General features: G+C 61.4%; 17 protein-coding genes and 1 pseudogene. 9 read left to right on the top strand and 9 right to left on the bottom strand.

Annotated elements, in window-relative coordinates; translation table 11 throughout:
• Positions 1-6 precede the first annotated feature (6 nt).
• From EH199_RS18805 to EH199_RS18785, 5 genes are all read right to left on the bottom strand, one after another.
• The gene (locus EH199_RS18805; protein WP_124810722.1) at positions 7-1,425 is read right to left on the bottom strand and encodes a TraB/VirB10 family protein; all 1,419 of its coding nucleotides are present in this window, start codon (positions 1,423-1,425) and stop codon (positions 7-9) included.
• On the bottom strand, positions 1,425-2,222 hold the full coding sequence (locus EH199_RS18800) for a type-F conjugative transfer system secretin TraK (protein ID WP_124810721.1): 798 nt from the start codon (positions 2,220-2,222) through the stop codon (positions 1,425-1,427). The genes EH199_RS18805 and EH199_RS18800 overlap by 1 nt, the downstream gene beginning before the upstream one ends.
• Positions 2,222-2,833 carry a type IV conjugative transfer system protein TraE gene (locus EH199_RS18795; RefSeq protein ID WP_124810720.1) on the bottom strand — a complete coding sequence of 204 codons (612 nt, stop codon included), beginning with the start codon at positions 2,831-2,833 and terminating at the stop codon, positions 2,222-2,224. Before EH199_RS18795 ends, EH199_RS18800 begins: the two co-directional genes overlap by 1 nt.
• Positions 2,834-2,846: 13 nt before the next feature.
• Positions 2,847-3,131: a type IV conjugative transfer system protein TraL gene (traL, locus tag EH199_RS18790; RefSeq protein ID WP_019053911.1), complete on the bottom strand. Its 285-nt coding sequence runs from the start codon at positions 3,129-3,131 to the stop codon at positions 2,847-2,849.
• Positions 3,132-3,202: 71 nt separating this feature from the next.
• The gene (locus EH199_RS18785; RefSeq protein ID WP_026149846.1) at positions 3,203-3,517 is read right to left on the bottom strand and encodes a hypothetical protein; all 315 of its coding nucleotides are present in this window, start codon (positions 3,515-3,517) and stop codon (positions 3,203-3,205) included.
• A 340-nt stretch (positions 3,518-3,857) separates the two neighbouring features.
• On the opposite strand from EH199_RS18785, the gene EH199_RS18780 reads away from it, so the two are divergent.
• The 3 genes from EH199_RS18780 to EH199_RS18770 all read left to right on the top strand — a co-directional run bounded on the left by EH199_RS18780 (position 3,858) and on the right by EH199_RS18770 (position 5,113).
• On the top strand, positions 3,858-4,217 hold the full coding sequence (locus EH199_RS18780) for a hypothetical protein (protein WP_124810719.1): 360 nt from the start codon (positions 3,858-3,860) through the stop codon (positions 4,215-4,217).
• Between the two features lie 88 nt (positions 4,218-4,305).
• Positions 4,306-4,827, top strand: coding sequence for a hypothetical protein (locus EH199_RS18775; protein ID WP_019053908.1), 522 nt, complete (start codon positions 4,306-4,308; stop codon positions 4,825-4,827).
• Positions 4,828-4,837: 10 nt separating this feature from the next.
• A complete protein-coding gene (locus tag EH199_RS18770) occupies positions 4,838-5,113 on the top strand; it encodes a hypothetical protein (RefSeq protein ID WP_124810718.1) in 276 nt (91 codons plus the stop codon).
• 322 nt (positions 5,114-5,435) lie between these two features.
• Here EH199_RS18770 and EH199_RS18765 read toward each other — a convergent pair whose 3' ends face one another.
• The 3 genes from EH199_RS18765 to EH199_RS18755 form a co-directional block, all read right to left on the bottom strand.
• Positions 5,436-5,804, bottom strand: a complete 369-nt coding sequence (locus EH199_RS18765; protein WP_124810717.1) for a single-stranded DNA-binding protein — start codon at positions 5,802-5,804, stop codon at positions 5,436-5,438.
• A gap of 419 nt (positions 5,805-6,223) precedes the next feature.
• Positions 6,224-7,945: a chloride channel protein gene (locus EH199_RS18760; RefSeq protein ID WP_223806769.1), complete on the bottom strand. Its 1,722-nt coding sequence runs from the start codon at positions 7,943-7,945 to the stop codon at positions 6,224-6,226.
• 117 nt (positions 7,946-8,062) lie between these two features.
• Positions 8,063-8,347: a hypothetical protein gene (locus EH199_RS18755; RefSeq protein ID WP_124810715.1), complete on the bottom strand. Its 285-nt coding sequence runs from the start codon at positions 8,345-8,347 to the stop codon at positions 8,063-8,065.
• Positions 8,348-8,570: 223 nt separating this feature from the next.
• Between EH199_RS18755 and EH199_RS18750 the strand changes: the two genes are divergently transcribed.
• The 6 genes from EH199_RS18750 (at position 8,571) to EH199_RS18725 (ending at position 16,290) form a co-directional block, all read left to right on the top strand.
• Complete coding sequence (locus tag EH199_RS18750) at positions 8,571-8,852, top strand: PepSY domain-containing protein (RefSeq protein ID WP_124810714.1); 282 nt, start codon at positions 8,571-8,573, stop codon at positions 8,850-8,852.
• Positions 8,853-8,863: 11 nt separating this feature from the next.
• The gene (locus EH199_RS18745; RefSeq protein ID WP_124810741.1) at positions 8,864-9,538 is read left to right on the top strand and encodes a response regulator transcription factor; all 675 of its coding nucleotides are present in this window, start codon (positions 8,864-8,866) and stop codon (positions 9,536-9,538) included.
• Positions 9,535-10,890 (top strand): HAMP domain-containing sensor histidine kinase, encoded by a 1,356-nt coding sequence (locus EH199_RS18740; protein ID WP_223806768.1) that lies wholly within the window; start codon positions 9,535-9,537, stop codon positions 10,888-10,890. The genes EH199_RS18745 and EH199_RS18740 overlap by 4 nt, the downstream gene beginning before the upstream one ends.
• A gap of 65 nt (positions 10,891-10,955) precedes the next feature.
• Positions 10,956-12,224, top strand: coding sequence for a TolC family protein (locus EH199_RS18735; RefSeq protein WP_223806767.1), 1,269 nt, complete (start codon positions 10,956-10,958; stop codon positions 12,222-12,224).
• The gene (locus tag EH199_RS18730) at positions 12,221-13,246 is read left to right on the top strand and encodes an efflux RND transporter periplasmic adaptor subunit (RefSeq protein WP_124810712.1); all 1,026 of its coding nucleotides are present in this window, start codon (positions 12,221-12,223) and stop codon (positions 13,244-13,246) included. The genes EH199_RS18735 and EH199_RS18730 overlap by 4 nt, the downstream gene beginning before the upstream one ends.
• A complete protein-coding gene (locus tag EH199_RS18725) occupies positions 13,243-16,290 on the top strand; it encodes an efflux RND transporter permease subunit (RefSeq protein ID WP_124810711.1) in 3,048 nt (1,015 codons plus the stop codon). Before EH199_RS18730 ends, EH199_RS18725 begins: the two co-directional genes overlap by 4 nt.
• Before the next feature lie 203 nt (positions 16,291-16,493).
• On the opposite strand, the pseudogene EH199_RS18720 reads toward EH199_RS18725, so the two are convergent.
• A pseudogene (locus EH199_RS18720) lies at positions 16,494-16,613 on the bottom strand (IS5/IS1182 family transposase); the annotation flags it as partial.

Genomic DNA, 16,613 nt, shown 5'->3' with positions numbered 1-16,613 from the left:
CCCTCCTCATCCGTTGATGAACACGCCTTCGAGAAACACGATTTCGACATCGATCCCGGTCGGCATTTCGATCACGGGCTGGTACTGCTCGGCCCGCTCGATCAGATATTTGGACACAGTGTCGGCAGAGGTTGCGACGCCTTCGCCGAGGCCGCCCTGGAGGATTTCTCCGGCGCCGAGTTTCTGGCGCTGGCCGTTCACGTTGACGTTGGTGCCGGTGAGCGTCGAATTGGTGTTGGCGGAAAAGCCGCGGCCAAACCCGCCCGCGAGCCCGGCGAGGAAGGCCTGGCCGATCAGCGAGCCCTCGCGGCTCACCACCCTGCCCCTGACCCCGGTTTTGCCGCCAAAGGCGATGAAGCCCTTCACGTCAGAAACCGCGTAGCGCCCATTCGGCTGCGGGCAGGTCATCCGCTGCAGCTTGACGTAGACCTTCTCACTTGAGAGGTCGCCTCGCGCCGCGCCGTTGACCAGGCAGCCCGCGATATTGGTCGTGAGCAGCCGCCCGTTGTCATAGACCGATCGCGCGGGGCCAGTGATGCGCAGCACGACCGGCAAAGGATCGGTCTGGCTCTGGACACCGGCAGCGGCGTCGACCCCGACGATGACCTTGGCGACCGCGATCGAATTGGGCGGCAGGTAATTGGCGCTGTCGGTGAATACGGTGTTCCCCTTGGGCACTGGACTTGCCGTCCCGCTGGTGCCTTCGCCAAACGAGACCAGGCTCACCTCACTGCCGCGGCCTCCTGTCATGCCAGCTGCTGCCAAGGCCGCCTGACCGGCAGGCGTGCCTGGCGCGCTCTGGTAGCTCGGCGGGCTGGTCCGCCCATAAAGGGCATTGGGACCGGCCGAAGTCGCGCCTGGTCCGACAACAGGCTGGCCCATGATCGGCGACTGGCGCGCGGCGGCGAGCGCGGCCTTCAACTGCTCGTTTTCGTTCTGGTAGGCCGACAGCACCCGTTCGGTATCGGGCGAAATCCCTGCTGGCCCGCTGCTGCCTCCGCCTCCGCTTTGGGCCTGACTCTGGGCCAGCTGTGCTTCCAACTGGTCGGCACGCTGCGCGCGGGCGGCGAGTGCGCGCATGTTGTTGTCCATCGACATCATCTGGGCCTCGGACTGGGCGCGCCATTCCTTCTCGGCCATGTTTTTGTTGACCATCTCGTCGACCGAGACGTCGGCGACCTGGCGCTTGACGTTGCCGTCACCGCTCTTGTTTTCGCCTGCGAAGATCCACGACGAACCGATGATCAGGGCGGCGAGCCCGCCGGCACCAAGCAGCAGCATCTGCTTCTTCTTGACCGCCTCGTTGGCGACAATTGCATCACCAAGCGGCGACGCATCGCTGCTGTCCGGATCGCCGCCATGACCATCAGCCGAGGGACCATCGAGCGCCTTGGGGCCTTTGCGGAACGGGTTCTTCCAGTCCATCACTGGCCTCCATTCGATTGGATGAGGTAGACGGCAGCCGACTGGCCAGGGGCGAGTTCGCTGACCGGGGTCATGAAGGCGACGCTGGCACGGCCTGCGAGCAGGTTCTCATCGAGCGGCAAGGGACCTTTCCCGGTGTTGCGCACCTTGAGGATCAGGCCCTTGAGGTCCGCACCGCGGTATTCGCCGACTTGCTGGACCTCGAGTTTGCCGACTGCGACCGGCTCGAGCACGCTTTGCCGGATCTCGAACCCTTCGATGGTCTCGCTGCGATACATGGCCTGCGCGAGGCGTACTGCGGTGTCTTCGGGCGAGGAGCGCACTTCCCAGTCCCGCGCGGCTTCGGCTTTGACTGCAGTGTTGGTGACGAACACCTGCTCCGCATCATTGCCCCTAACCTGGCAGAGGAACTTGTAGACGAAGCCCTTGCGGGTCGTGCCGAAGAACGAGAGGTTCGGCTTGGTGAAGCCATCGGGCACCGAGATGTATATGTCGCCGCGCACTGGCTCATTGACGATCTTGAAGTCCTCAGCCGGATTGCCCGTGGTGATCTTGGATACCGAGGCGAACTGGTCGCCGGCGAGGCTGATGCGGGTCAGGTCCTTGGCCGAAGCGGTGCAAGCAACCGTGCCGTTGTCGGCGGCCGGGATGCTTTGATCCGCCATCGCGGGGCTTGCCGCCAGGCAGAGCGCGCCAAGGCAGATGAGCGCTGCGCCCACCGGCCGCCCCGCAATCGCCAAGGGGCGTCCTGCCAGAACTGTTCCGGCGCCGATAGCGCCCCAAGCCAGAACGGCCATCACTCGTCTCCCCCATCGGTGCTGTTGTTGGCGCTGGCGCGTCCGATGGCTTTGCCCGCGGCGTCCTTGGTGATGCGCCCGAACCCGGCGAGCTTCAGGCTGACGCCCGAGTAGCTCCACACGTAACGGAAGGTCCGGGCTTCAGAGGTAACCTCCTTCGAGCCGACAACCGTGTGCAGCACGCCATTCACCTCGCTGGTCAGCGCATCGGGATCGACGGAGAGGTTCTCGATCGTGAAGAACTGCGAGACATTCGAGCCGTTCTGCTCGTTGAAGATCTTCATCAGCTCGGCCTTCATTCGGCCGTGGGTTCTGGGATCGGTGATTTCGAGGATCGAATCCATCCAGTATTGCAGGTTCGAGGGCGAACGGTTGAGCGTCAGCAGCGCGGCATCGCGCGTGACCAGCTCGAGATAGTCCTTGTCGACGTGGCTCGATGACAGCGTCAGCGGCTTGGCGAGCACCGGCTGCAGCACGACCTCACGGTCGCGGCGCGCGGCGGTCAGTGTCAGCACGACGCTCAGGGCAAACAGCCCGGTCGCTGTGATGGCCAGCAGGTTGCGCTGCTTCAGGAGCCGCTGCGCCTGGCCGTGAGAAATCGAGAGGTCCATGACTGTGCCGTCCTCAACCTGCCATCAGGCGTAGATGGGAGGGCGGCGTCGCTCTCAGCCCCATGAAGGCACCGGGCAGGTACCAGTAGGCTGAATGGATGATCCACGAGACGGCTCGTCCCGCCTTCAACTTGCGCAATCCCCACCAGGCCAGCACGCTTGAAATCAGACCGATGAAAATATGTTGAGACAGGATGCCCCACGCGAACGGGATGATCATTGCGAGGAACTCATCGAGTGTCCAAAACCCGATCAGCTCCGGATCATCGAGATGCGCGGGAACCGTGTAGCGATTCATGAGCGGCACCGCCCTCGGTGATGTCCGACCGGATGCACGGATGCTTTGTCCGGACGGAACGGGGTTGAAGGTCAGATCGTCGCGGTGACCGCAGCGGTGACGATGGGCACGCCCGTGCCGGCGCCGACGCCGACCCCGACGGGGATGGCGACCTGGCCAAGGCTGAAGCGGCCCGAGGCAAGCCCGACGATCCCGCCAGCCAGGCTGAGCACGGTGATGATCTTGCCGCCCGAACCTTCGAGGAAGCCGGTGAACGAGGTGAGCGCGGTGTTGAAGGTCGTGTCCGCACCGGCCATTGCGACTTCGCTGCCGAGCAGGCTGGCGACCGCGGCGACCGCGGCCCCCTGGATGAGCGCGGCGCCCTTCCCTTTCATCGTGAGTTTCATATTCGTCATGTCCTTATCCAAACACCGTGGTTGTCACGGTCTTCAGAATGAACAGATCAGCGCTTCAGCTAGCAATTAAGAGGCAGTTTAGGCACGCAAACGAATCGCAGGATTTCCAAATTGCGGACTTTGGATCGTTTATTATTTCCCCATAAGGGAAATGCGTTTGCTGTTGGGGTAATCGCGTTTCCCTTATGGGGTGATGTTGTTTCCCCGCACGGGAAACCCAATTGCCGGGACGGGAAATTGATAGTCCGACTCGAAGCCCCCGCCCCGGATTCGCCAAATTTACAATTTTGGATCATTGTGTCGGCCGACACATGCCCCGGATAACCCGTCAATGGCCGCAGGAACGCGCAACGTCCGTATATTCGTGAGCCAACAGTGCTTTGAACTGCTGGTGGATGCGATGGCTGCGTTTTCCAAGCAAACCCGCCGTTTTCAGACGATGCGGATGACCGTTCAGGCTGCCTGCGCAAGGCTAAAACCCCACGGGATTTCTAGGTTCGAGCTTGAAGAGTTCCTTGCCGAGTATCCCGTCGAAGGCGATATCCGTATCCATCTTGAGGTCACACCTGAGTGGTCAGCTGATTACGATATGATGCGAGCCAAGATGAAGGATATCAGCGAAAAATCCGGTACCGATAAGTCTCTCGTCCCCTTCGTAGTATACCTCGCGGTGAAGCATAATCTTCTATAGGTAATTTCCGCAGGCGAATTGCGCGCTTCTTAAGACTCTTGACAGCTTATGCCATCCCATAGACGTTTTGCCGTGGGAGGAAGGGAGCATGCCTCACAGGAACTTGACGCCTGAGACGGTCTTCAAGCCAAGCAGCCCGCCGGGCAGTGAACCCGTCTTCGCTTTTGCCAGCCCCAACCCGGGAGGGTGTGAGCAGGATCAATACAAGCAGCTCATCAATGCCGAGCTTGCGCGCCAGGGCATACTTCCTGCGCATCTCGCCGATCGTATGCGTCTCTCGCGCCCCAAGCTTCACAAGATCCTCAAGCAGACCAATTCTCTTACCGACGACCTGCGTGACCGCATTTTTGACGAACTTGGAATGGACCACGTTCGCGCCAAGATTAGCGTCGCCCTGCTCCACGATCCGCAGGCCTATGCGGAACAATCCGTCTTCCTGGCCACAGAGAGCCTAAAGAGCTTCTACCTCGAGGTGCTGACCTGCCGGCGAGGCTCGATCGAGGTGGATCTGCGTCCGGCTGTAATCCACGAAGCCGCGCGGCGAGCATATGACTTGCTTCTCTCGCACCAGGAGCGCGTCATGCAGAACAGCCAGACCCTTCAGGCCTGATCGAGTACGCATGGGGCCCGAGAACATCGCAGCGTGGACCCATCTCTATGCCGCGGTTGGGCTGCTCGCTGCGATTTGCTCGGGGTGTGCGCTCCTCAAGACGATCTACGACATCCGTACGGGAGTGATCGCGCCGCCGACGGGGTCAGTGGTGCGCTGGTTGCTGTGGTTTCCAAAAGTTTGGCTGCATTTTCAACTCAGCTACCTGTGCGGTTTTCCTAGCATTCTGGCCATCGCCATCCTGTATGCGCACTATATCGGGTTCGCAGCATTCGTGCCCACGTAGGGTGTGCCTGAATCTGTTCCAAATTTGTACGTGTTGTGTTCGAGATTTAGCAGAGCCGATTTTCGAGGAAAATGGCTCACAATCCCGTAGGAAACCTAGCCGCTCTGGCGCCTGAGGGGAAGCGAAAGCATCGAGTAGAGATTGCGGATGTTCCGCGCTACGGAAGCAAATAGCCATTTTAGGAGCTCGACCTCGGGCTGGCACGAGGTCTCAATATCGCGACCTGGATTTGGCTTTGAAATGCCGAACGAGCACGCGAGAAGCCCGCCCTGGCCGATGGCCAGAACGGGGTTCCTTCGGGACTTCTATGGGGGCGGCGCTGCTACTTCGAGGGCCGCTTCTTCGGTTCTTCGCTGCTGGATTCCTTGGCCTTGGCGAGGAAGTCGACCTGCTCGGCGATGATCTCGCAGCCGTAACGGGTCTGGCCTTCGCTGTCGGTCCAGCGCGAGTAGTGGATCCGGCCAGTGACCATGACCATCGCGCCCTTGGTGACGTGCTCGGCGACGCATTTGCCGACGCCGTTGAAGCAGGTGATCCGGTGCCATTCGGTCTCGGTCTGGCGGCTGCCTTCGCTATCCTTGAAACTGCGTGTGGTGGCGAGTGAGAGGCTTGTGATTGCGGCGCCCGACTGGGCGGTGCGGACTTCCGGATTGTTGCCGACGAAGCCGACGAGCGTGACGGTGTTCTTCATGATGCTGACCTTTCGAATCTGTTCTTCCGTCCAAGGGACCATCCCTTTGACTGAGCCCCGAAAAGGCCGGGCACGGGCAGGTCTGCACCGATCGGAGAGAGGGAAACGTCGCTCAAAGGAGTGGTGCGGGCAGGCATGCGCAGCATGACAACACGGTCCGCCTGAGCGCGCGTTGCATGGCCTGGCCGGGTTCGGTCAGGGGCGTGGATTAGTCATGAAAAGGGGCAGTGCTTTGGGCGGTAGTTAGCGGGGGTCGTGAGCCAATGATGCCGATGCCATGGTTGGCGTTCCTAACCTGGAAGCACTCAGTAAACCTGAGGGCGCGTTTGCAAGTCCTGTTAGTTCACCGCGTCCTGCGATACGCCAACGGTCGGCAGAAGTCGGAAACGAGGGGCACAGGAACTCTCCCGACACGAGTGTCATACTTCGCCGAAAATCTTACGTTGAGACAGCTCGATGCCCTCAAAATAGCGGCGGCTCGCATACTTCTCCGTGACGATACCCAGCACCCGACGTTCGCCATCGACCACCGCGAGTTCATCGACCGACTCACGCTCGAACGTCCGCAAGATCGCGTCAATTCCGGTATCCGGCGTCAGGGTTGTCTCAGGAAGAATCGCTAAGCTCGAAACGCTGCGTTCAAGGTCGAGATCGGGTCGAAAGGCCGCCGCCGTGGGCACTATCCCGCAGTAATGTCCTTCCCCATCGGTCAGGATCGATTTCTTCGTCGAACCGAGCGGAACCAACTCGCGAAATGCGGCGATTGTCGTTCCCTCTGGGATTGCAACCCAATCACGCCGCATCACCGACTTTGCCGTCAAATCGAACATCCAACCGATGTCGCGCGGGCTGCGGATCGCGGAACCACGGATGTGCAGCCGCCAAGTGGAGAAGGAATAGCCGAACACTTCTCGCGTGATTGTACCTGAAACCAGCGTCGCGGTCAGCACGACTCCCATAAGCGCGAAATCGTGCGTCGTCTCAAGCATCAGGACGGCCAGTGTCATCGGCCCGCCGACCACCGAAACGCTGAGTGCCGACATGCCGACAAGCGCCGCGTCGTTGGGATCGATCACGAAGCCAATGTCCATGAGGTTTATCAGCCCCGCGAAAAGTTGGCCGACCAAAGAACCCAAAAACAGGGAGGCGAAGAACAGCCCGCCTCGGAACCCAAAGCTCAACGAAACAACCGATGCGGCAATCTTCAGGATCAGGACTATCGCGAGAAAAGTCAGTGCCGGGTGAGTGATGAGATCAAGATGCAGTGCGCCGTGTCCGGCTGAGAGCGTCTGCGGAGAAATCAGTGCTAACGGGATGAGCAAGAGACCGCCAACGATGGGTCGCCAAGGCGCAAGCATTTTCCAGCCTTGCACATGTTGTTCGCAGAAGGTGACAAGCCGCATGATGGCTATGCCCACGGCAGCGCATACCAGCCCTAGTGCCGCATAGGCGAGATACTCGTAAATGCTGAAACCGCGTCCTGTGGTAGTGGCGATAAGGTAGGGGTCGATCCCGATCAGGCGGGTGACTGACGCCGCTGCCAGGGCAGCGGCCATCACCGGTGCGACAGACGCCGGACTGTAAGTTCCGATCACGATCTCGAAGGCATAGAAGGCCCCAGTCAGTGGCGCGCCAAATGCCGCGCCGATCGCAGCCCCAGCACCCGCTCCGACCAGTGTGCGTAGATCGTTGCGCCGCAGCGCGAACCATTGCCCCAGAATCGACGCAAAACCCCCGCCCATCTGGGCGTAGGCCGCTTCCAGTCCGACCGAAGCGCCGACGCCGTTCGATAGAATCGTCTGCGCCGAAATCACAAGGTTATCGTTGAACGGAATGCGGCCGCCATGCAGGGCATTAGCCTCTACCACATCAATCGGCGCCCGGCGGCGACCGAGCCAACGAATGAACAGCACCATCAGCAGACCGCCAAGTGGCAGGGCCACGAGCTTCCAGGGATGATGTATCGAGCCGAGCGCGCTCAGACGATTGATCGACACTCCGTAGAACAAGCGCTGAATGCCATGGGCGATCACTTGCTGGCTCACTGTCAGAAGCCCTGCGACTGCCCCGGCAATTGCCGCAAGAACCAAAAATGCCGCTTCGCTGGCGCGAAACTTGCGTTGCAGCTTGGTGAGATGCATCAGCGCCGAGGCTTTACTTACGAGAGCCATGCCTTGGTACATGCCGCTGAGATTGCGGAGGTCAACCCAATTGTGGTTTGAAGCCCTTACAGAATCCCAGCTTCGATTTCCCCGTAGTCAGATACGAAATACCGCTAGAAAGCTGACTGCGGTAACCAAGGCGATCAGACCTGCCAGGAACACCTTGTCGGCCCAACCTTCCGCCCGTTGCCCGTCAGGTTCTTGGCGGATTGCGAGATAGGACAACAAGACACTGATCGAAAGGAGGAGAGCGGCTAGCCAGGCCATTTTTGACGCCAAAGTCTGATCGGTGATGTGGGTTAGGTGCAGGCCCGTGATGACGATGAGTGCGATGCCGAGCAGGTTGGAAGCCGAACTCAGGATATGATGATGCCGACGCATGTAGCCCTGCTAACTGCATCACTGTGAACGTCAGGCAACTTCGGTTTTCAATTTCTCGAAACCGCCACCGGAGTCTCGTAAAAATGCGTGGTGGACCGTCACAGATCCACACACCGTAGACTCGATGATGGTTGGGAAATTGTATCCCACAGGCAACCGTGATGTGAGCTATGCATGACTAGACCATGGAATGTGCAAAGAGCACGTTTCAAGGAGCAAAGTCATGAAGAAGCTTGCTTTGATTATTCCCGCCCTGGCGATGGTCGCCATCGCCCCCCAAGCCGCGCTGGCCAAGGCTTCGGGCATCACTATGTCCCAGGCGCGCGCGATCGCGCTGAAGGCGGCGCCGGGGCGCGTCGAGAAAGCCGAGCGTGAGCGTGAGGGCGGCGGCGAGCGATATTCGTTCGACATCCGCCAGGGCAACCGGATTCACGAAATCGGCGTGGACGTCCGGACCGGCCGGATCGTCGAAGACAAGTTCGAACCTCTGAACGCCAGGGACTAGGCCGAACGGTGCTGCGCATCCTCCTTGCCGAAGACGATCAGGTCACTCGCCAATTCGTCGAGCGCGGGCTCGGCGAACTCGGGCACAATGTCGTCGCGGCGGTAAATGGGGAGGATGCGCTTCACCTCGCTTTGACCGAGCAGGTGGACGTGATTGTTCTGGACCGGATGATGCCAGAACTGGACGGCTTTTCGGTTCTCAAGCGTCTGCGCGCAGGAGGAGTGTCCGCCCCGGTACTGATGCTGACCGCCCTCGGTCGGATCGAGGACCGTGTCGATGGTCTTGAGGCGGGAGCGGACGATTATCTGGTCAAACCCTTTGCCTTCAGTGAACTGGCGGCGCGGATTCAGGCACTGGGACGGCGCTCGGCTCCGGCATCCATCACTACTAAACTGAGTGCGGGCGAGATCGAAATGGACCTGTTGACCCGTGAGGTGCGGCGTGGGGGCAAGACGATCTTGCTTCAACCGCGCGAATTCCGCTTGCTGGAGGAATTGATGCGCCATGCCGGTGAGTTCGTGACCCGCACCATGTTGCTCGAACGGGTGTGGGATTTCCATTTCGACCCACAAACCAAAATCGTCGAAACCCATATGAGCCGGCTCCGTTCCAAGCTCAACGAAGGTGGACGCACCGACCCGATCGAGACGGTGCGCGGCGTTGGTTACAGGCTCCGTGCGGCATGAGGCTGCGCCTACTTCCCCGCAGTGCCGCCAGTCGCATCGCTTGGGTCGCGTTCATCGCCTATGCTGCCGCCATGCTGGTTCTGGGAACGGCCGTATTCTTCGCAACCCATTCCGCATTCTCCCGTCAGATCGATGCGACGATCGAGCAATCCTCAAGATCGCTGCAACGCGAATATGGCGACGACGGCATCAAAGGTGTCACCGAAGCCATCAACCAGTCGCACGGGCCAGGACCGATCTCGCTCGGTACGGCCCTGTTCGGCCCGGATGGTGCGCGTATCGCGGGAAACCTGAAAACTAAAATGCCGCCCCTGGGCTGGAGCAGGATCATGTTTGAAGATCCGCTCGAAGGCCCCGACCCAGCGCGTGCTAAGGTCACTCCACTGCCAGGTGGATATCGCGTGGTGGTCGCCGCCGATCTTGAATCGCTTGAAGCGATCGATCGCACAATTCTTGCCATGTTCGCGCTGGCCTTCGGGGCCTTGTTGTTACTCGGGCTTGGCGGCACATTTCTGCTCGCAGGTTATCTCAGGCGCAGGCTGACCGGTATCGAGATGACGGCCGCTGCGGTGATCGACGGCGACCTTGCGCAGCGCGCCGTGGTCGGAAGCGCCAGTGACGAATTCGACCGGATCGCTGCTTCCATCAATGCCATGCTTGACCGGATCGCGGGGCTGATCGCCAATTTGCGTCAGGTCAGCGGCGATCTGGCGCATGACCTGCGGACCCCGCTCTCGCGCCTGCGCAACCAGCTCGAGCGCCTTCGCGAGGAAACCGGCGAGGCTGAACGTGTAGAGCTTGTCGAGCGATCGATTACCCAGTCCGAGGATGTGCTGTTGCTGTTCGATGCCATCCTGCGGATATCCGAGGTCGAAGAGGGCAGCCTGAAGCGGGCGTTTTCCCGCGTCGATCTCAGCCGACTTGTGAGTGAATTGGGTGAGACGCTTATCCCGCTCGCCGAGGATGCCAATCGCACTCTGACTGTTACTGTTGAATCCGGAATGGCAGTTACCGGCGATCGCGAACTGCTCGCCCAGGCGCTGATCAATCTCATCGAGAATTCCCTCAGGCATACCGGCGAAGGCGCGCGAATCCGTTTGGAGGCGCGCACTGAGGGCAAGGGAGCATTGGTTTCTGTTGCCGATAATGGGCCTGGAATTCCGGAGGCCGAACGTGAGCGGGTCCAGCAGCGCTTCGTGCGACTGGAGACGGCGCGCGGCACAGCCGGTCACGGCCTCGGCCTCAGCCTAGTGCGGGCCATCGCCGTGGCCCATCGCGCAACGCTGAACTTTAGTGAGGCAAAGCCGGGGCTGATCGCGACGATTGTGTTTGCTGAAAGGATCGCGCCCTGAAAGCAAAATTCGCCCTTACCCTTGTCTTGCTGACAGGCGGTTGTGCCAGCTATGCTCCCGCCCCGTTGGCCGACAGTCCTGCGCTGCTTGCCGATCCAGTTCCTCAGGTTCTTGAGGCCAAGGCTAGTGCAATAGAGCGACCCTGGCTTTTTCCAACGCCAGTCGATCTTTCCGTGCCGCTTACCCAGCACGGTGTTGCGGCGCTGGCCGTGGTCAACAATCCCGATCTTGCCGCACTGCGTGCGCGGGCGGGCGTTGCCGACGCACAGGTCTTTGCCGCAGGTCTTTTGCCCGATCCCACCTTCAGCATTGGCGCGGACAAGGTGCTGAGCGGGCCGGATACCATGCTCAATATCGCGGGCGCGCTGGGGCTCGACCTCAATTCCCTGCGTAAGCGCGCTGTTACCCGCCAGCAGGCCAATGCCCAAGCGCGACAGGTTCGGCTCGATCTTGCGTGGGCCGAATGGCAGACCGCCGGACAGGCCCGCATCCAGGCGGTACGCATCCAAGGGCTCACACGAATTGTCGTTTTGACGCGCGAATCCGACGCAGCGGCCCAATCGCAACTCGCGCGAACGACCAATGCAGCACTGCGCGGCGACGTTCCGGCGAGCGATGCCGAGGCAGCACGGCTCGCCGCCTACGATGCAGCCGACCGGCTGCGGAGCGCCGAGAGGGATCTTCAAACTGCCCAGCAGGAACTCGCCCGGCTCCTTGGACTGCCACCCGATACCGTACTTGCACTGGCGCCGATTGCCTTGCCTGGGGCACCGCTCGGTGCCGATCGGCTGTTCGGCATAGCGCGCGAAAGCCGCACCGACCTGGCCGCCCTGCGGGCAGGCTATGACGCGCAGGAAGCAAGCGTCCACAAGGCGGTGCTTGACCAATTCCCTTCGCTTAATCTGACTGTGACGCCGAATCGCGATTCAGCGGGCAATTTCTTGATCGGCCCGACCATCGATTTCACCCTGCCGCTGTGGAATCGCAATCGTGGCGGGATTACGGTTGAACGCGCCACGCGCGAGGCGCTCAAGGCCGAGTACGAGGCCCGGCTGTTCAACACTCGCGCCGAAATTACCGCTGCCTGGAACGGGATCGCGCTGGCCCGGCGACAACTGGCCGATGCTGAGGCTGGACTTCCGGGACTAGAGCGCCTGGCCGATGCAAGTGCACGGGCCAGCAGGCGCGGTGACCTGTCGCAGGCGGCAGCGATGACGGCAAGCCAGCAACTGCGCGACCGCCAACTGGTGATCGCTCAAGCTTGGCTGGCGATCGAAGAACAGACGATCGCGCTCGAACTGCTGAGCGGAACACCGATCGAGGGGTGGAAATGAAACGATTGCTGGCAATCCTGCCGCTTCTGGTACTGCTTGCCGCCTGTTCGAAAGGTGCGGGCGATGAGGGCGCCGGTCCAACCCCGGTTGCCTTGGTCAAGCTTGCGCAAGCGGCCACGGGTGATATCGCCCAGTCAGTCACGCTTTACGGTGAAATCGAGCGCGGCGGAGACAGCCAGATCGTGCTGTCGGCACCGGTCGAAGCGACGGTCATTGCCATCGATGCTCCTGCGGGATCGGCGGTGGCCGCAGGCCAGGTGATTGCGCGGCTCAGGGCAAGTCCGGCAAGTCTGGCGCAATACCGTGCCGCTTCTGCCGATGCGACGGCAGCCTCACAGGCGCTGGCCCGCGCCCGGCGTTTGCGCGCTGACGGGCTGGCGAGCGATGCCGATGTCGAGGCCGCTCGATCGCGGGCAGCAGCATCCTCGGCCTTGTTGGCATCGTTCAACGAACGCAGCGCAAACCTTGTCCTGCGCGCTCCACATGCCGGCTTTGTTGATTCAACTGGTGCGAGCGCGGGTGATCTCGTCCAGCCCGGCGCGGTAATCGCGACCCTGTCCCGCTCCGGCGCGGTCAAGGCGCGGTTCGGTATCGACCCTGCGCTTGCGCGCAGCCTGTCTGCCGGCAGTCCGATCGAAGTGCATCCCGGTGACGGTTCACCGCCGTTCGTGGTCCCGATTGCCAGTATCAGCCCGGTTGCGCATGCCCAGACCCGGCTCGCCTCGGTTCTGGTCACGATTCCGGCGCAACAGGGTCTGGCCGCCGGTCAGCCGCTATCGGCGCGGGTGGTGACGCGTGCCTCGCGCGCGGCAGTCACCATACCCTATGCCGCACTTCTCGACGATGGCGGACAACCCTTCGTATTTGTTGTCAAGGATGGCGTCGCCAAGCGTCATGACGTTGCCGTTGGCGCGAGCGACGCTGCGAACGTGGCGATCCTCAAAGGCGTTGGCGATGGGGAGTCGGTCGTTGTCGAGGGCGCCACTGCGGTCGAAGACGGAATGAAAGTCCGCACGCGATGAAGCTTCGCCTTGCCAACCACGCGCGCAGCCTGTGGCTTTCCATGCTGCTGCTCACGCTTGGTGGGATCGCCGGAGCCTTGCGGCTACCGGTCAGCTTATTCCCGCAGATTGATTACCCGCGCGTCGTCGTTGCTATCGACGCTGGCGAGCGTGACGCGGCGCAGATGGAGGCTGAGATTACGCGTCCGGTCGAGATCGCGCTGCGCTCTGTTCCAGGCGTCACGCACCTCCGCTCGACAACTAGTCGCGGTTCGGCAGAGGTGGCGCTCAACTTCGACTGGGGTCACGAAATGACCTCGGCAACACTTGCGACCCAGGGCGCCTTGGCGACGGTCTTGTCGTCACTGCCGCAAGGAACGACCTTTGACGTGCGCCGGTCGGACCCGACGCTGTTTCCGGTAGTCGGAATTGCGCTGACGTCGACTTCGCTCGATCAGGAAGCGCTGCGTCAGATCGCCGAACTCAAAGTGCGTCCGGCACTGACCGCGGTCCTCGGTGTTGCGGGCGTCGATGTCCTCGGCGGGTCCCCCCGCGAATTCTCGGTCAATATCGATCCTGCGAAACTGGCCGCACTCGGCTTGTCGAGTGACGATGTCGTAAAGGCATTGGGCCAGGCCAACGTCGTCCAGGGTGCCGGGCGGATTGAGGACCGTCACAGACTTTACCTTGTGCTGGTCGAGAACCGGCTGGCCTCGGCTGCCGATATCGCTGCGACTCCGGTCAAGGCAGGGGCCACTGGGGGTTCGGGCATCGTCACCATCGGTGATATCGCCACGGTGCAGCCGTCCGTCCGGCCTGACTATACCCTCGTAACCAGCAATAGCCGCCACGCGGTTCTGGTCAACGTGCGTCAGGCGCTCGGCGGCGACACGGTCAAGGTGGTGCGCGACGTCGATGCCCGATTGAAGGGCCTGGGACTACCCCCAAGCGTGACTGTCACGCCGTTCTACGACCAATCGGAACTGGTGGTCGGCGCTGCCAACGCGGTGCGCGATGCAATCTTGCTTGGCGCACTGCTTGCGGGGCTGGTGCTGTTCCTGTTCCTGCGCTCATTCCGGCTCATGGCGATCACCGCTGCCGTTCTTCCTGCCGTGCTGGCTGGAACCTGCTTGATCCTGTTCGCGATGGGCATGCACTTCGACATGATGACACTGGGCGGAATGGCGGCAGCGGTCGGGCTGATCGTCGATGATGCAGTGGTCATGCTCGAACACGTCATGCGCCGGATGCAAGAAGGCACAGCACGTGACACGCCAGGGATCCTAGCTGCAGCGGCGGAGATGGCGAGGCCGTTGTTCGGGTCGACCGGGGCAACAATCGTGGTGTTCCTACCGCTAGCGTTCATTTCCGGGGTCAGCGGCGGATTCTTCAAGGCGCTGGCCGTCACCATGGTGGCCGCGCTGACGATCTCGCTACTTTACGCGCGCTTTCTCATCCCGCTGGTCTGCGCCCATTGGCTGCGCCCAACCGACGCCGCAGCCGCCGAGAACGCAGCGGGGTGGCTTGGGCGTCTTGCCACGCAGTACCATCGCGCTATCGCCCGTGCACTGTCTCGCCCGGCGCGGTTCGCTACGATTGTCTGCTTGGTTCTAGCGCTTGCAGGTTCTATTGCCTGGTACAAGGTTCCATCGGGTTTCATGCCCAAGATGGACGAGGGCGGGTTTATCCTTGACTACAAAGCCCAGCCTGGTGCCGCTCTATCCGATACCGACCGACTGTTGCGTCAGGTCGAAGCCATCATTCAGAGCACTCCCGAAGTCGCCAGCTATTCGCGGCGCACCGGCCTGCAACTGGGCGGTGGTCTGACGGAAGCCGACGAAGGCGATTATTTCATTCGCTTGAAGGGCGGGTCACGGCGGCCGATTGAGGAGGTAATGGGCGACATCCGGGGCCGGATCGAAAAGCTGGTTCCGGGGATCCAGATCGAAACCCTGCAATTGATGGAAGACCTGATTGGTGATCTGACCGCCGTGCCGCAGCCAATCGAGATCAAGCTGTTCGGCGATGATCCGGTCGCGCTCGAAAAGACTGCTAAGCAAGTTGCCGAAGCAATCGGCAAGGTCAACGGCGTTGTGGAAGTGGTCGATGGCCTGCGGGTCGCGGGCGATGCCATTTCCGTGCGGGTCAGGCCGGGAATTGCGCAACAGCAGGGGCTCGATCCCGCCGCAGTCGCAGGACAGGTCGAAGGGCTGATAGGCGGCAGTTCGGCCACCAGTGTCAGGATTGGGGAACAACTGATCGGGGTTCGGGTGCGAGGCCCCGCCGATATCCGCGCGCGTGCAGCCGAGGTTGCCAACTTGCCGCTCACTGCGCCGGATGGTCATGTCGTCCGGGCGGGACAGATCGCCGACGTTTCGATCATGGCCGGGCAAAAGCAACTTACCCGCGAAGACCTCGCGCCCTTCATCGATGTCACCGCACGGCTCGAAGGACGCGATCTCGGTTCGGCGATGACTGAAGTGCGCAAGACCGTGGCCAGCCTGCATCTGCCGCCATCGATCCGGGTCGATTATGGCGGGCTCTATGCGCAGCAACGTCAGAGCTTTGCCGACATGACCATGGTCTTCGCCGCCGCGCTGTTACTTGCCGCGCTCCTGCTGACCGTGTTGTTTGAAAGAATTGCCTGGACCTTGGCTGCGGTCGCGACCGTGCTCCTGAGCGTGGCGGCAGTGTTCATCGGGCTGTGGCTCACCGGGATTGAACTCGACGTTTCGGCGCTGATGGGCCTGACGATGGTGGTCGGCATGGTGACCGAATTAATCGTGTTCTACTTTTCAGAACTCGACAGTGAGGCGACGATCGATCTAGCGGCGCTTGCGGAGGCGGGAGACAAGCGGCTGCGCCCGATCCTAATGTCGGCGCTGATCGCTATCCTGACATTGAGCCCATTGGCGCTGGGGATTAGCCGGGGCGCCGGGTTGCAGCAGCCGCTTGCGACAGCGATCATCTTCGGTCTGACTGCCGCGGTTCCGCTAGTTCTCCTACTGCTACCATCCTTGGTCTTGGCAATATCCAGTGTTGGGCGCCGAAGGACTTCAGCCTAGGCCAGCCAATCCATCCTTGTTGCACCGACAGATATAGGGGCATGATTTGAAACCTGCGGGGCAGCCATTTGATCCCGTTTTTCCTCTGGAAGGCACCCAAGTATGGATTCGATCACAACTAATGAAATTGCCCGCAAACTCCTGAGCAGCTCTGGCCAAGCTCTGGATTCCGAACAGCGCGTGGTCCTAGGGTTGAGACTCAATCAGAGCCAGAACGCGAGCGCGGTGACGAGCGCCACGCCTGACAGGAAGTTGGCGGCGAGCTTGTCGTAGCGTGTTGCCACGCGACGGAAATCCTTGAGCCGACAGAAGGCGTTCTCGAT

It is taken from the genome of Novosphingobium sp. LASN5T (genome assembly GCF_003856955.1).
GTDB lineage: Bacteria > Pseudomonadota > Alphaproteobacteria > Sphingomonadales > Sphingomonadaceae > Novosphingobium.
The sequence above is the reverse complement of the archived record's forward strand: the minus strand, read 5'-3'. Positions and strand labels throughout refer to the sequence as shown.

Excerpts from the sequence above, each read along its gene's own strand:
- EH199_RS18805 (WP_124810722.1), bottom strand. The coding sequence starts at position 1,425 with ATGGACTGGAAGAACCCGTTCCGCAAAGGCCCCAAGGCGCTCGATGGT.
- EH199_RS18800 (WP_124810721.1), bottom strand. The coding sequence starts at position 2,222 with ATGGCCGTTCTGGCTTGGGGCGCTATCGGCGCCGGAACAGTTCTGGCA.
- EH199_RS18795 (WP_124810720.1), bottom strand. The coding sequence starts at position 2,833 with ATGGACCTCTCGATTTCTCACGGCCAGGCGCAGCGGCTCCTGAAGCAG.
- traL (WP_019053911.1), bottom strand. The coding sequence starts at position 3,131 with ATGAATCGCTACACGGTTCCCGCGCATCTCGATGATCCGGAGCTGATC.
- EH199_RS18785 (WP_026149846.1), bottom strand. The coding sequence starts at position 3,517 with ATGAAACTCACGATGAAAGGGAAGGGCGCCGCGCTCATCCAGGGGGCC.
- EH199_RS18780 (WP_124810719.1), top strand. The coding sequence starts at position 3,858 with ATGGCCGCAGGAACGCGCAACGTCCGTATATTCGTGAGCCAACAGTGC.
- EH199_RS18775 (WP_019053908.1), top strand. The coding sequence starts at position 4,306 with ATGCCTCACAGGAACTTGACGCCTGAGACGGTCTTCAAGCCAAGCAGC.
- EH199_RS18770 (WP_124810718.1), top strand. The coding sequence starts at position 4,838 with ATGGGGCCCGAGAACATCGCAGCGTGGACCCATCTCTATGCCGCGGTT.
- EH199_RS18765 (WP_124810717.1), bottom strand. The coding sequence starts at position 5,804 with ATGAAGAACACCGTCACGCTCGTCGGCTTCGTCGGCAACAATCCGGAA.
- EH199_RS18760 (WP_223806769.1), bottom strand. The coding sequence starts at position 7,945 with ATGCATCTCACCAAGCTGCAACGCAAGTTTCGCGCCAGCGAAGCGGCA.
- EH199_RS18755 (WP_124810715.1), bottom strand. The coding sequence starts at position 8,347 with ATGCGTCGGCATCATCATATCCTGAGTTCGGCTTCCAACCTGCTCGGC.
- EH199_RS18750 (WP_124810714.1), top strand. The coding sequence starts at position 8,571 with ATGAAGAAGCTTGCTTTGATTATTCCCGCCCTGGCGATGGTCGCCATC.
- EH199_RS18740 (WP_223806768.1), top strand. The coding sequence starts at position 9,535 with ATGAGGCTGCGCCTACTTCCCCGCAGTGCCGCCAGTCGCATCGCTTGG.
- EH199_RS18730 (WP_124810712.1), top strand. The coding sequence starts at position 12,221 with ATGAAACGATTGCTGGCAATCCTGCCGCTTCTGGTACTGCTTGCCGCC.
- EH199_RS18725 (WP_124810711.1), top strand. The coding sequence starts at position 13,243 with ATGAAGCTTCGCCTTGCCAACCACGCGCGCAGCCTGTGGCTTTCCATG.